Source organism: Phormidesmis sp. 146-12, assembly GCF_052939495.1.
Window position 1 is genome coordinate 1 of sequence record NZ_JBJPHS010000135.1, and the last position, 15,275, is coordinate 15,275.

The following is a 15,275-nucleotide window of genomic DNA, read 5'->3' on the forward strand; positions in this document are numbered from 1 at the left end:
AAAATTGGGGGACTTTGAACCTTGGGGTTCCCGCCGCTTTGGGGCAATTCATCCCTTGATTCAGCAACGCCAAAAAAGCAAAATAAAATGATCGAATGGGAAGCGTGAAGCGATCGTGATTGATCGACCGCCTCAACATGAAAGAGAACCCTTCTACCGCCACTTCTTCCAATCCAAATTCAAAATCGACGTGTTGGGAAACGCGATCGGGTTGCCATTTTCCATCAATCGTTTTTGCACCTGTTCTAAGTTTCGATTAGCTCTCGGCAGATTCTCAACCAGTTGATAAGGTAAAATTCCCGTTTCTAATGAATACACGGCCGTCGTCCCCGCTGCTGCCCCGGCTGACCACTCGATCGCATGAACTCGATAAGCAGACGCGCTAATGTGGCTCATCGCGATACTCTTGCCCGTGACCAACAAATTGTCAATCTTAGGCGGAATCATCGACCTCAACGGAATCTGAAACGGATAAGTTTCGTCAGCCCCCTGGCGCTCTTTGGGGCGTTCTTGATTGCCCGCACGTTCAGGTGGAGACTCAACCATGCAGGGGTGAAAGTCGAGATTGTAGTGACCAATGCCCACCGTATCGGGGTAGATGTGCGATCGCGTCCTCAATTGCGCCTTCTCTAAAGGAATCTGACCTCGGAGGACGGCGATCGTATTCAAACCAGACAGCGCCGTAACCAGATTTCGATAGCCTTCGGGTGATAAATTTTCGACATAGTAGCGGTCTTTAAAGTTTTTGCGCGAGACAGAAATCTCATCCATCAAAAATCCATCCGGGTAACCATAGGCATAGCGCCCAATCAGCCGCCGAGCTTCTCGCATATAGGGATATTTTGACAACCCATGCACCGTCCCCATCGGAGACTCTAACCCTTGCAGATAGCGAATATTCGGGAAAGGCTTCTTGGTTGGCAGTTTGGCATCCGTCGTCCCAGAGTGAAACCAGTAAAAGAATCCCAACGCCTGTTCTTCGCCGCCCTGAAGCGCACTGACACGAAATCCTCCTAGCCAACCACCGGGCGTGAGCTGTCCCGTTGCCGCGAGTTGGTCTCTGGTGTAGAGATAGTTATCTGCGGGAGTTCCTGGGCCATAGTCGTTGCCCCAGTTCCAATTTTGCATCGAGATATCACCAGGGATAATCGATCGACTTCCCGCCGTTGGCTGTCCGCTAAAGATTCGTCGATAGGTAAACACCAGTTCGGGATGCTGGGCATACTCATTAGAATTGAAGCTGTAAGACTGGGCATAGCGCGAATAAAATGCGGGCGGCGTAGCAGGTTGAGGCGTATCTGTGGACTCCATCGCAAAGGTGTAAGTAAACGCCTGCGGACAATAGGGATAATCCGTCTCGCTCGAAGAAGAAGGATTGGTATGAGACAGCGCATCCACTCCCAGACGATACGGCAAATCTGCCAGCGCCAACAGTTCCCCGGTTTCGGTCGCTTCGATCACAAACCACTTGCCCGATGCAGGCGGCACAAAACGAATAATTTTCTTCTTAAACAGCGACGAGTCTGCCTCTTGATAGCTATCTACGATCGTCTGCGACAGCGGGTAAGTATTCAACGGCGGGGCCCCCACAGCCGGACTATGCTGAATCGCCCGCACCGATTGAATTTGCTGTCCCTGTCCCACCTGCCCAATTTGCAGATCTTTGACCACCGTATTTGGAAAAAATCGCAGCGTCCCTTTGCCGTCTCTAGCCGCCTCATTTAGCATTGCTTCCAGAATTTCGTCCCCTTCTTTGGGCAAAAAACACACCAGACTCACCCAACAGTTTCCCGGCGTTTTTTGATTTTTGTGACGATCGAGCAATTGTTGCCGAAACTCCAGATACCCCTTGGGAAAGTAACGCAGATCTCGCTGAGTTTTTTTCTCATCCAACGCCGACGTACCCTGAGATGAAATTTGTCCCCCAACCCAATCCGTAATTTCCGTCATACAAACGGTATGTCCTGCTTTTAGGGCTTCATAAGCCGTCGCCGCCCCAGACAATCCACCCCCAGCCACCATGAGGTCACAGGTGACTTCTTGATCGATCGATCGGGTCGCCGCCGATGCAGAATAAGTCAAGGATACTGGTAAGATACAAGACCCCAGAATGAAGTAAAAAAAGTGCTTCACGACAGGAATCAGGGTGTGAACCGTTGAACTTTTTGTTTTCTTCATAAATAATGAGAGGTTTATATTGTTTCTCAAATGAAAACCGCAGAAACACTTGATTTTAATCGCTGAATCGATCAATAACTCAGAAGGGATTCCATTCAAAACGCCCCAACGACTGGAAGTGAGCCGCCCCGATCGTAAACTGTTCCTTCGTTTCTCATCCATTTCTCTCTAGCCCCCTTATTGTGAGACCTGGGAAGCATTCTCAATAGACGATAATCCGAATCCCATGAAGTATCCATTTTTGATCGGAGCTACGATCGCGGGGAGTGTAGTCTTGCTTGCCATCCCTGGTAGTCTTGCTCAAAAAAGCGTCCCCGTGCGAATCGATCGCTGGCTTTCGATCCAACAAATGTCTGGCAATGTCACGTATCAACGCCGCAGTGTCAATCGATCCGCCAAAGTGGGCGATCGGCTCGAAGCCGTAGGAGATGGCCTCACCACCGGAAGTGGATCGTCTGCATCGCTGTTAGTAGACACAGGCATCGGGACGGTTAACGTTTTAGAGAAAACTAAATTATCAGTGCAGACCCTCAACGTCGCCCCAGACTATGGACGGATTACGCGCCTCCAGGTTTCTCAAGGACAGGTGCGCCTCAAGTTACGTCGGTTCACAAATCGAGGATCTCGCCTCGAAATTCAGACACCTGCGGGGTTAAGTGGCGTACGGGGCACCGAATTTGGGGTCTTGATCCAAGCCGATGGCAAAACTGGATTAGCCACCCTGTCAGGAGCCGTCGTAACTGGTGCCCAGGGGCGATCGGTTAGCGTCCCGGCTGGGTTTCAAAACTTTACTATTCCTGGTGAACCGCCTTCTGTGCCTGTACCCTTGAGAAACGACACTCGGTTTCAGTACGAATTGCAGCAAGAAATTGATCAAGGGGTACGGAGAATTCGCCTGATTGGTCAGGTTGATCCCGTTAATTCTGTGACCGTTGATGGACAGCCCCAAAAGACCGATCGCTCTGGACGATTTGATGCTCTGTATTTTGCCCCATCCTTTTTAAGGATACAAGTTGTAGTTACTACTCCGCTAGGAAAAACAGAGTCTTATGATCTGGCGCTTCGGTAAGCTTGGATGGCGATTATTACCGGGTGGAGTCACGGCCGTTGGGCTAGGTATCTTATTGAGGTTGGGCGCGTTGCAGCCGCTCGAAAGTATTGCTTACAATACGCTGTTTCGAGCACGCGGCCCAATTCCGTGGGACGATCGCCTGGTGCTGGTTGCGATCGATGATGCCAGCATTCGACGATTGGGGCAGTTTCCCTGGACGCGCCGCCATTATGCTCAATTATTGGACGCACTCAACGAGGCCGAGCCGAGCGTCGTCGCGATCGATCTCCTCTTTTCAGAATCGACTCCCAATGATGCCAAATTTGCTCAATCGATGACGCAATATGGTCGCGTTGTGTTGGGTCAAGCCTGGGACAGTACTGGACTGCCGTTGATTCCCGTTCCGCCTCTGCGAGATGCCACCCTTTCGACCGGGCACATTCACACCGAAGAAGACGCAGACGGCATGGTGCGAAAAATCTTGCCTCAGATGCAAGGCGAACCTGCTTTGGGCGTAGCGACGATCGAGGCTTATTCGATGGTGCAGGCGATCGTGCGGCAAACCGATCTCGATCGACCGATGTGGCTCAATTGGGCTGGGGCCCCGATTCGACAATACTCGTTTGCGGATGTGATGCAGGGGCAAATTCCCGATCGCGCCTTTCGCAACAAAATCGTTCTCGTCGGCGTAACCGCATCCGGAATTGAGCCGCGATTGACTCCCTTTAACACCAATCCAACGACCAGCGGTGTATTTATTCAAGCGACCATCATCAACAATCTGCTGCAACAAAATGCCCTGCGTCCGATCGAGGGGTGGTGGCTACTGTTGATCTTAGTGATGGGCGGCCCTGGGTTTAGCGTCTTGATCAGCTATTGGCGAACCGAAACGCAGGTCGCGATCGCGCTGGGGCTAATCGTGAGTTGGGGGGCACTGAGCCTGTCGATGTTGAAAATGAGCTATCTGCTTCCGGTGGCTTTTCCGGTGGGTTTACTCGCTTCTACAACGCTGACCGGAGCCGTGATCGAGCGCTTGAGAATGAATGCCCTGCTGCAAAAACAGGTGCGACACCTCTGGCAAACCTATGAATCTGATCTGGTGCTGCGTCCCCTTGATACACCCAAACGGCCCGGTGTGACCGCGATCGTGCCTTCGATGCAGCGAGTGGCTCAACTGACGGCCCTGGCCGATCGCTTTGGACGGTCTCAATCTACTCAGGCGGCGATCGCGCGTAGTCTTTCGGTCGGATTGGTGGCGGTCGATCGCGACGGGCTGGTGTGGTTTTGCAATCCGGTGGCGATGGAGTGGTTGCAGCTACAAGTGGGCGCTCGACTGGAAATGCACCTGACTCCAGAGTGGCTGACCCAAGCTGAGTGGAAAGCGATCTTAGATAAGCTGTGGCAACGTTTGCCCGTCGATGAGAAAGAAGTGCTGCGGGGCGATCGCTGGTTTTCGCTCAAAACAGAGCCGTTAACCTATCAATCATCAATCACAGAATCACAGAATCAGAAGTTAGAACAAAAGTCAGAAGAGCAGAATTCAAAAAATCAGAAGTTAAAAGATCGCCGATCAAAAAATCAATCAAAAGACCAGAAACTAGAAGCGCTACAACTAGAAGCGCTACAACCAGAAGATCAATCGTTTAGCGGGTTGCTGTTATTGATCGAAGACATCACTCAGCGCAAACAAGTTGAAGCTAACCTAGACCAACAGATTCACGACCTCAATCGAATGAGCCAACTCAAAGATGAGTTCTTAAGCACTGTCTCCCACGAATTGAGAACGCCGTTGACCAACATGAAAATGGCCATTCAGTTGCTCAAGATTGCTACCGCCGAACCGCAGCGCTCCCTTGAGGGTGACACAAAGAGATCTCACTACTTAAAGATCTTAGAAAATGAATGCAACCGTGAAGCAGAATTGATTAACGATCTACTCGATCTACAGCGCTTAGAAGCAGGGATGCAGATCACCAATCCAGAAGTCATTCACATTCAGGAGTGGTTGCCACCCATTATTGAGCCATTTTATAAGCGCACTGAAGCCCGTCAGCAAACCTTGTCTATCAACTTCTCGCGTCAGCTTCCTAGCGTCATCTCTGACCAGCCCAGTCTTGAACGAATTTTGGTTGAGTTGGTCAATAATGCTTGCAAATACACGCCTCCCACGGGAGAAATCCTCGTCTCGGCTAACTGGGCCCCTCCTCACGTCGAACTAGCCGTCTCTAACTCTGGGGCTGAAATTCCTGAACACGAACTGCCCCGAATTTTTGAGCGCTTTTATCGAGTCCCTCAAGCTGACCCCTGGAAGCAAGGCGGGACAGGTCTGGGGTTGGCGCTGGTCAAAAAACTTGTGGAGCGCTTGGGTGGCAGCATCGAGGTCAAGAGTGGCGAAGGCTCCACGACGTTTACGGTTCAGTTGCCACTGCGTCGAGAGAGTTGACAGCAGGTTTTGAGGAGACAGCCTGCGAAGCGATCGCGCTAACAGTGTGCTTGAGTAGCTGCTAAGGAATGAGAATTGAATAATACCGAATTTTGTAGGGTGTGTTGAACGATGGAGAAACGCACCGCCAACGGTTGCAATCAATGTGTTGAGCCACGCGAAACGCACCCTACGCAAACGTCAGTTCGATGAACGCTTCGCTTCGCTTTTAGATCCAGGAACGCCCCCTAAATCCCCCACGAGTGAGGGACTTTGAACCAGAATTCCTCTCTTAAAGTCCCCCAAATTGGGGGGTTGGGGGGCAAAAGCCGTGAACAACGAAGCGGAAAACCTCTCATCGAATTCACGTTACGCAACGGTCGGTTTTATTAAATTCACAATCCTAAAGATTTTAGACAAGGATTTTGGATAAGGGTTGTGGCTCAATGCACTCGACAAAATTTAATATTATTTAACGTGAATTCGACAGAGATTTTTCGCTTCGTGATTCAGCACTTTCGCCCCCCAACCCCTCAAAACTGGGGAACTTCCGGACAGGATTTTTTGCTCAAAGTCCGCCAGTTTTGGGGGATTTAGGGGGCTGCCCGGAATGATAACCGCAGCGAAGGATTCATCCTTCACGATCGACTACTTACCACGATATTTGTCAAACGACTGATACGCATACTCAGGATGATAGAGATGACACTCGTCTGTGATCCGCTTCATCAATTGCCATGAAAAGCGATATTCATGAAGCGAACTGCCCCAAGTTTGTTTGAGACTGTTGTGTACCATCCGTAGATTGTAAGAAGGAATCGCCGTAGACAAATGATGGGGAATGTGAACGTTAATGTGGTGACACAGAAACTCCACCCAAAACGGATACTCACAGTGAACCGTGCCAAACAATTGCGCTTGAGCAGCATCCCATTGATCCGGCTCCTGAAACTGAATTTCGGGAATCGTGTGGTGAACCAGCGTAAAGGTACTCATCCAAAAATGGTAGACCAGCCAGGGCAATAACCAAAACTTGACAAAGCCCCAGAGGCCGATCGTCAAAATCAATGTCGGAAACACGATCGCAGCAAACCCAACGACAACGGCGATCGACAGCTTCACCTTTTGACGATCTTTTGGCTCGTATTGGCTCAGATCAAAGTGAATGATGCCCCAGTGCAAAATCGATGCCAGCCACCACAGACGACCCCGCATGTACTCATAACCCACCCGTCTGACCGTGCCAAACTCGTCATACAGTTCTGGTCTAAAGGGCTGCCACGCATTGTCTACATCCATCTTGTTGGTGTAGTTGTGGTGCGTGTTGTGCAAAATGCGCCAGCAGTGAAAGGGATAGATCAGCGGTGCCATAAAAATGTGACCTACCAGATCATTCACCCATTTGCGCTTGGCGAACGATCGATGTCCGCAGTCGTGCCCAATGACAAAGAACCCGGTGAGCGCGGTTCCGGTAAAAATCCAGGCGATGGGGAGCAAAAACCAGGGAACGGCCTGAATCGCCCAATAGCCCAAGCCGACCATGAGAACGTTTGTCGCAACCATTGTCCAGGCTTTTCGCATATCGCGCTGGAAGGCTTCACGAGGTAAGGTCTTGAGAATATCTTTGAGGCGAAGCTTTGGATCGGGGGCGGAAATTGGGTTTTCAGACTTCGCGATCGATGCTGTCATGAATTATTTTTCCTTTCGGAGGGGTTTTAGAAGGCATACCAAAAACCTGCCAGGCATGAGCAGTTCGTTCTACCGATCAGGCTTGAACCGTGTGCTGATAGATGCCAAGCAAGATTAGGCTGGTTACATCAGGGAAACCTAGTGCAAATGGTCACACTAAATCGAGTGGGCCCCAAGAAAAGTCCGCACCCGTTACGCAATATGCAGTAAGCTATGTAACAAAACCTTAATCGTTATATCACAATTCGATAACGAGAGATTGAGAAATTCTAGAGAAAAGGTTCGCCCATCTCATCCCTCATCCCTCTCGCCAAGCGAAACAAAGTTCTCCCTCACTTCACCCAGGGAATCAGGGGGTCTTTAGCAATGTGCTGCGAAACCACGTAGGCACCATACCGATTCAGATGACTGGGGTCAGAGAAGAAATCGTTTTCGGTTGTCCATTCGCCTACCAGGTTGCGGTAGGTAAAGCCCATCTCACTCGAAATCTTGATCATATGTTGCTGAAAGGCTTGCTCATGTCCCGATCGAGCAGGGTCGAGATATTCACCCGTCAGCGGCAGATTGACAAAAACAAGGGGAATCTTTTGAGCTTGAGTGAACTTTGCGAGAGAAGCGATCGCGGCCTGCTGTCGCCCTTCTAGAGAAAAATTGTCGTAGTCGCTATCATTGGCACCCGTCACCCTGGAATATTTTTGGTAGTAGGTGGCTGGATTAAAGCGATTGGCGATCGGCAAAAATCCATCAATATCGACTAGTCCCTGACCATCTTGGGCGATCGTTTCGGTGTCTTGCCCTGGTTTTGACTGACCTGTAATGCCTTGACGAAACAAGTTTTTGAGCGACTCGCGCTGATTGTAAACGGACGACAGTTTGGCGAGAGATTGATTGAGCAGCGTGTTGACTGTCTGATAGCTTTCAGAAACGCTGGTATTGGTGACGGCGATCGTCTCGATCGAACTGCCCAACGCATTCTCAGCAGGTTTGGCGGGTGCGGCAGCGATATCTGTCGGCAGCTTCTTGAAACCGGGGGAAACGGCGATCGCGTTGTAGGTGATATCCAGTCGTCCGCTATTAAACGCTCTCGAACCGTCTGCCCAGAGGATCAGCTTTGGCATCTTTTCGGCGGGCAACAGGTGGCGCACAATCAAGTCTATGACCTGCGCTGTCGCTCCATTCACCCCAAAGTTAAACACCTTTTGACCAGGATAGCCCTGAGCCGCCAAAGATTGCTGAAGCGTCACCGGATCGATGCCTCGCATCGCTCTCGAACTGCCCAACACCAACACATCGGGGGCCCCATGCTGGGCAACAAACTGCCGATAAAGGACGAGTTTTTCATCCAACTGACGCGCGTTGAAGGTGGGATAGGGCGATCGGGCTGCGTCGGCCACCGCTTTTGGTCGCAGAGGGGCTGCAAGTAAGGCTCTAGGGGCGGCTTCTGACGTGGCTCGATTGGGAGAATCTGTGGCAATGACGGTCTGACCCGATTGAGTAAAGGAGCCATCAGACGCTCGCCAGCGACCCACTCCAGACTTTTGTAGAGACAGATTGGGCAGGTTCATTGCTTCAGAAGGCGCGGGCTTTTGAGCAGGGGCAGGCTGAACGGGAGAAGCTTTGGGCGCGGGTTCTACTTTGGACTTGAGCAGTTGTCCTACAATCCAATCGGTTTGCACCGTCAGCAACAGTCCGAGCGTGCCCCAGACGATCGCAACTTTGGCGGTGTGCGCGACTCCTTGCGGATAACTGGAAGCCATCGATGCGGTTTCTGACCCCGGAGCGCTCAACTCGGTTGGCACGAATAGCTGCGATCGCGTCAAAAAGTCCTGTACTGATTCCACCATCCGATCCAAAACGAGGCGCAACTCATTCGTCGTCAACTCAGGACGGACAATTAGCTCACCTGGTTCTGCCATCAGGTCACCCACATAGGCATCTGAGGCCGCAAATTCTGGAGTCGCTTCGGGGACTAGTCGGCTGCGCGAGACAAAATTTACTCCATAGCTCCAGGCGGGGCGCGTTTGACCCGATCGCCGTCCATAGATTCTCGCGCCCGTCATGTCAGGAATTGCTAACGGTTTGAGAAAGGTGCCGATCGCCGTTCCGACTTTTGTTTGAGAAGGACAGAGGGGCGATTCGGTCAAAATATGCAGCAGATCCTCTTTGCGTCTGACCTGAAGCCGAATGCCGCCCGTGGACAGTTGTCGATCCAAATCTGGGTTGAGCAAGCGAGTTAGAAGAAAAGCGATCGCGGGCAAATCTCCTTGTCTAGCCAGCGTCTCAGTGGAGTCAGACAACGCGGGATGAATTTTTGCAGGCAGATCGAGCCACTCGATCCAGGTGGGGGAGGCGGGTACGTCGGCTTCTACAGCGGGTTCGCTCCCGTAGACGGTGACGGCGTGAATCCCTTGAGGCGCGATCGTGTCTAGTAAGGGAGCGATCGCGGCCATGACTCGCGGCTTTTGCGGTTCAAGCGTTCCTTGAGTCTGGCAAGTGAGATGCAGGGTGGTTTCTTTGAGCGTGGCAGAAATTTGGACAGTCTGGTCGCCCAACGCTCGATTGAGTAACCGATCCAATGCTTTGAGATCGCCCCAACGCGCCCATTCTCTGAGCATCTCATCGGGAGGAGTCAGATCAACCCGCAACTGCCAATCAGGGTTCGATTCGCCCTGTACCTGACCGTGAACGATCGCCTCTCGAAAGCCCGTTAGCTCCAGATCCCGCAGTTTTTGAGGAATCGCCTGCGCCACCAGCGACGGATCAGGACTGTAAGCCGATTCGCACATCACCCAAAGACGATTGAGCGGTTGGGCAATCTCTCCGCCCATCGGAATCGCCTTGACGCTGGCCCGCACTGACACCCCTAACGAATTGAGCGCCTCACTGAGATATCGGGCGATCGCTTCTGGCTTTCCTTGTTTGGCCAGCGCAATATTTGCCAGCACGATCGCCGTATGAGGCTTTGAGTCTCCCTGGTTAGACAGCTTCTCTAAATGGCGATCGAGTTGGTTCAAATAAATCACGTCTGCCCACTGAGGACGCGCCTGTCCGAGCGCTCGCCCATAGAGGACTACTTGATAAATTTGAGGCTGATCAGACGAAACAAAGGGCTGTACATCCGTTTTGGACAACGATCGCACCAGTCTGCCAAAGACGATCGTCTGACTCGGACACACCTTGCCCTCACAGAGAACGTACAAATGATTGCCCCGCAGACGAGTGTGAATGCGGATCTGCTGTAAGCCGATCGCCTGATAGAGCCACGCCACCAGCGATTGGGGATCGGTCGATGAAAGGGGACGATCGGGAACATTCAACATCAGAGCCGTACTTCCTTCTCAGACTGCTCGTTTTGCTTTTTAGAGATAGCACACCCAACTGCGGTTTTCGACACGCTTTTCTAAAGGAAAAAGACTTTTCTCTGATATGGTATGCAAAAGTCTGCAATTTGGTCAGAAATCAGTCTAAAAAACTAACAATAGCGTCACAAACACTCAAAAAACAACTTTCTACGCCAAATATAGAGTATTCCTGAATATGAAAGATGCTTCATGAGCGATCGTAGCTTACCGTTTCTTCAGATTGTTTCTGCATCAAGTGTCCTAGTTTTCCTATACTGACTAAATCAAGCCTCATCTGGAATCAATATTATGCAATCTTCTTCTCAGTCAAACTCTTCTGGAGACGAGCAGGGTCTTTTGAATTTAAAGATTAATCCAGAGGTTTTGTTGGGGTTGGCGACGCTGCCTGTCTTAGTCGGATTGGTGGGAGTGAACGCGATCGCGCAGTCTGTTCAAGAGTTAGGAATGCTAAGTGAAGAAATTTTTAGGGGCGATCGCTTGCCCGTTCTCAACCTGTCAAATTCCTCAGACAAACCGAGTTAACAAAAACTTAAGGATTCTATAAGCGTCTATGTAGGTCTTGCGCCCTATTGAGAATAAGCAATTCCTCGTAAAATTGTTGAGTATCTCTGCTGGAAAAACTCTATGAGTTCGACACGCCCCTCCCCAGATGAATCGCCCTCCGGTCTCGCTATAGAAACCACCCTCACAGAACTTCATGAAGACGTGACAACGCTCACCTCTACTTTGTTTCTCCGCCATCGCCTCAGAATTGTAGAAGACCTCTGGGAGTCCGTGTTGCGCCAAGAGTGCGGTCAAGAGTTGGTCGATTTGCTCAATCAGTTGCGAGAAATGTGCTCTCCCGAAGGACAGGCGACGACGTTTGCTGAGTCAGACGTGCTGCAAGTGGTTGAGAAACTCGATCTCAATGAAGCCATTCGAGCCGCCCGCGCTTTTGCGCTCTACTTTCAACTGATCAATATTGTTGAGCAACATTACGAACAGCGCGACCAGCAGCAGCAATATCGAGCCGCCCGCGAAGTCTTGCCGGGTAAAAATGGGCGCAAATCTTCAGACAAATCATCCAGCCTGGAAGCCGATTTGTTAGAAAAGAGTCTGCATGATGCCGATGCGCGTCGAGAAGTGGGCACCTTTCACTGGCTGTTTCCCAATCTCAAAAAGCTCAATGTGCCGCCGCAGCAGATTCAGCGCTTGATCAATCAGTTGGATGTTTGGCTGGTGTTTACGGCTCACCCGACTGAAATTGTTCGGCATACGATTCGCGATAAGCAGCGACGGATCGCCAAAATCTTGCGAGAACTCGATCGCGTCGAAGACAACCTGCGATCGGTGGGGCTTTCTTCTTCCTGGGAAGCCGACTCACTGCGCGATCAGTTGACGGAGGAAATTCGCCTCTGGTGGCGCACCGATGAACTGCACCAATTCAAACCCACCGTTTTGGATGAGGTCGATTACACGCTGCACTATTTTCAAGAAGTCTTATTTGACGCGATTCCTCACCTTTATCAGCGCCTCAAGCAGGCCGTTCACGGCTCGTTTCCAGGAATGCAGATGCCCCGCCATAATTTTTGTCAGTTTGGGTCTTGGGTGGGCAGCGATCGCGATGGCAATCCCTCAGTCACGCCTCAAATCACCTGGCAAACGGCTTGCTATCAGCGCAAATTGGTTCTCGGAAAGTACATTAAGTCGATCGAGCATTTGACTGATCTGCTCAGTCTGTCTCTGCACTGGAGCGACGTGTTGCCCGATCTGCTGGAGTCGCTGGAGCAAGATCAGCAACGGATGCCAGAAGTCTATGAAGGACTGGCGGTGCGCTATCGACAAGAACCTTATCGGCTCAAGCTGGCCTACATTCAAAAGCGGCTAGAGAATACGCTGATTCGCAGTCAACAGCTTTATAACGGCGATTGTTTGCAGCAGGAGATTCCAGAATACGACGAAGCGACGATCTACCGCTCTGGCACCGACTTTCTCACCGAGTTGCATCTGATCCAGCGCAATCTGGGCGAAACGGGACTGAACTGCCGCGATCTAGATCTGCTAATCTGTCAGGTCGAGATCTTTGGCTTTAATCTGGCCCATCTCGACATTCGTCAAGAAAGCACTCGTCACTCAGACGCAATGAATGAGATTGCTGACTACCTGCAAGTCTTGCCCAAGCCCTACAACGAGATGTCAGAAGCGGAACGATCGCTCTGGCTGGCGACCGAACTGCAAACCCGCCGACCGCTGATTCCGTCAGAATTGCCCTTCTCGGAACGGACAAAGGAAACGATCGCCACCTTCCGCATGATTCGCAAGCTTCAGCAGGAATTTGGTCAGGACATCTGCCGCACCTACATCATCAGCATGAGTCATGACGCAAGTGACATGCTGGAGGTTCTTTTATTAGCCAAGGAAGCGGGACTATACGATCCGGCGACGGGCATCAGTGCAATTCAAGTGGTGCCGCTGTTTGAGACGGTGGAGGATTTGTTAAAAGCGCCCTCGGTGATGACGGAGATCTTTGAGTTACCGTTTTATCGATCGCTGCTCTCCGGTGGCTTTGCCAAGTCTGCGGCTCCCGATGCGTCGTCTCAGATGTCGCTGCAAGAAGTGATGTTGGGCTACTCAGACAGCAACAAAGATTCTGGCTTTCTCAGCAGCAATTGGGAAATTCATAAAGCGCAGCAGGCCTTGCAAACGATCGCCGATCGCTACAATGTGGCGCTGCGAATCTTTCATGGGCGCGGTGGATCGGTGGGTCGAGGCGGCGGGCCTGCGTATGAGGCGATTTTGGCGCAACCGGGTCGCAGCGTAAACGGACGGATCAAAATTACCGAACAGGGCGAAGTGCTGGCTTCCAAATATTCTCTGCCAGAGTTAGCGCTGTTTAACCTCGAAACCGTGACGACGGCTGTAATTCAAGGGAGTTTGCTCCGCACGGGGTTTGATGACATTCAGCCCTGGCACGAAATTATGGAGGAGCTGGCGGCGAAGTCTCGCGCTCACTATCGTGGCTTGATTTACGAACAGCCTGATTTTATTGACTTCTTTCATCAGGTCACGCCGATCGAAGAAATTAGCCAACTGCAAATTAGCTCTCGTCCGGCGCGGCGCGGGGGTAAAAAGGATCTGTCGAGTCTTCGCGCAATTCCCTGGGTGTTTAGCTGGACTCAGAGCCGCTTTTTGTTGCCCTCGTGGTATGGGGTGGGTACGGCGCTGCAAGGTTTTCTTGATGAACATCCCGAAGAACACTTGAAGCTGATGCAATATTTCTATCTGAAGTGGCCGTTTTTCAAAATGGCGATCTCAAAGGTGGAAATGACGCTCTCTAAGGTTGATCTGCAAATTGCGGGACACTACGTGAGTGAGTTGACGCTGCCCGAAGATCGAGAACGCTTTGCGCCAGTGTATGAACAGATTGTCAATGAGTATCATCTGACTCGTGAGATTGTGCTGACGATCACGGGACACAAGCGCTTACTCGATGGCGACCCCGAACTTCAGAGATCGGTGCAGTTGCGAAACGGGACGATCGTTCCCCTCGGATTTCTACAAGTCTCGCTGCTCAAACGGCTACGTCAACACAAATCTCTGGCGGCGGCTGGAGTGGTGCGATCGCGCTACAGCAAAGGTGAATTGCTCAGAGGCGCACTGCTAACTATCAACGGCATTGCCGCGGGGATGAGAAACACGGGCTAAGACGAGGGATGAGGGGTTGCCGCTGGTAGCACGCTTCGCGAGAGGGATGAAGGGGATTCGAGACTTTAGCCGAGTCCCTTTTCAAAGTTGAGCTTTTTGCCTGAATTTGACGGGCCGTTATCAGGTTCAGCCGCTCTAAAATTTGAGAAAAAGCTTGTCCCCATTTCAGCCTGTGACTATCGATTTGATGAGTCTTTGGGCGATTTGCTGTCACAAGTTCGCAGTGAGCTAGTCGATGAATATGCCGAGAAAGTTTATGAAGGAACAGGACACCGAATCGGCGGCTATCCAGGCTTTACCCAAACCGACCTGCGTGACTGGAATGAATCTTATCGGAACTATGACTGTTTGTTATTTCAGCTAGATAGCGATCGAGTCACCAAAGACTCAAACTGCTCAATTGATCTGATGTGGGGCGATAACGGTCGCTAACTTTTTTATTACATCCGAAGCGCTCAAAAGACTAGATTTCTCAGACGTTTTATATAACTGGGATTGCTGTTAGGTGCAGTATTCATTCAGTTCTTAAGTAGCTGGATGGAATTCAAGAGAAGACCCTCATCCCCAACCCTTCTCCCCAAGGAGAAAGGAGTTAGATTCAAAGTCCCTCTGCCTGGGGCTACGGTGTATAGACTTGTGTATACTCACTTCGTTCTAGTCGGCTTCAGCCCCCTAAATCCCCCATTCTGGGGGACTTTAAGCAAAAAAGACTTCCAGAATTTAGAACCCTGATCAGCGTTCAAAGTCCCCCAAATTTGGGGGATTTAGGGGGCGAAGGATTACGGCAAGTACAGATCAATCGACTTATGTATACACGGTAGCTGCCTGGGGAGAGGGATTTAGCGATTATCTTGAATGTCAAGCCGGAAGCGCAACTTTTTCAGGGCTG

The 15,275-nt window shown here is 51.1% G+C and carries 7 protein-coding genes and 1 pseudogene; 5 read left to right on the forward strand and 3 right to left on the reverse strand.

The annotated features are described in order from the left end of the window. Window positions 1–153 precede the first annotated feature (153 nt). On the reverse strand, window positions 154–2,178 hold the full coding sequence (locus ACKFKF_RS30940; protein WP_446871213.1) for an FAD-dependent oxidoreductase: 2,025 nt from the start codon (window positions 2,176–2,178) through the stop codon (window positions 154–156). 226 nt (window positions 2,179–2,404) lie between these two features. Between ACKFKF_RS30940 and ACKFKF_RS30945 the strand changes: the two genes are divergently transcribed. Continuing rightward, window positions 2,405–3,247 (forward strand): FecR family protein, encoded by an 843-nt coding sequence (locus tag ACKFKF_RS30945; protein ID WP_446871214.1) that lies wholly within the window; start codon window positions 2,405–2,407, stop codon window positions 3,245–3,247. Then, window positions 3,228–5,672, forward strand: coding sequence for a CHASE2 domain-containing protein (locus tag ACKFKF_RS30950; RefSeq protein ID WP_446871215.1), 2,445 nt, complete (start codon window positions 3,228–3,230; stop codon window positions 5,670–5,672). The genes ACKFKF_RS30945 and ACKFKF_RS30950 overlap by 20 nt, the downstream gene beginning before the upstream one ends. Before the next feature lie 627 nt (window positions 5,673–6,299). Here the strand turns inward: ACKFKF_RS30950 and ACKFKF_RS30955 are convergent. After that, window positions 6,300–7,340 (reverse strand): fatty acid desaturase, encoded by a 1,041-nt coding sequence (locus ACKFKF_RS30955; protein WP_446871216.1) that lies wholly within the window; start codon window positions 7,338–7,340, stop codon window positions 6,300–6,302. 332 nt (window positions 7,341–7,672) lie between these two features. Next, window positions 7,673–10,660 (reverse strand): hypothetical protein, encoded by a 2,988-nt coding sequence (locus ACKFKF_RS30960; protein ID WP_446871217.1) that lies wholly within the window; start codon window positions 10,658–10,660, stop codon window positions 7,673–7,675. A gap of 330 nt (window positions 10,661–10,990) precedes the next feature. On the opposite strand from ACKFKF_RS30960, the gene ACKFKF_RS30965 reads away from it, so the two are divergent. The 3 genes and pseudogenes from ACKFKF_RS30965 (at window position 10,991) to ACKFKF_RS30975 (ending at window position 14,891) form a co-directional block, all read left to right on the forward strand. Further along, window positions 10,991–11,224, forward strand: a complete 234-nt coding sequence (locus tag ACKFKF_RS30965; RefSeq protein WP_446871218.1) for a hypothetical protein — start codon at window positions 10,991–10,993, stop codon at window positions 11,222–11,224. 102 nt (window positions 11,225–11,326) lie between these two features. Further along, the gene (gene ppc / locus ACKFKF_RS30970) at window positions 11,327–14,386 is read left to right on the forward strand and encodes a phosphoenolpyruvate carboxylase (protein WP_446871219.1); all 3,060 of its coding nucleotides are present in this window, start codon (window positions 11,327–11,329) and stop codon (window positions 14,384–14,386) included. A gap of 96 nt (window positions 14,387–14,482) precedes the next feature. Then, a pseudogene (locus ACKFKF_RS30975) lies at window positions 14,483–14,891 on the forward strand (DUF1963 domain-containing protein). The last annotated feature ends 384 nt before the right edge of the window (window positions 14,892–15,275 follow it).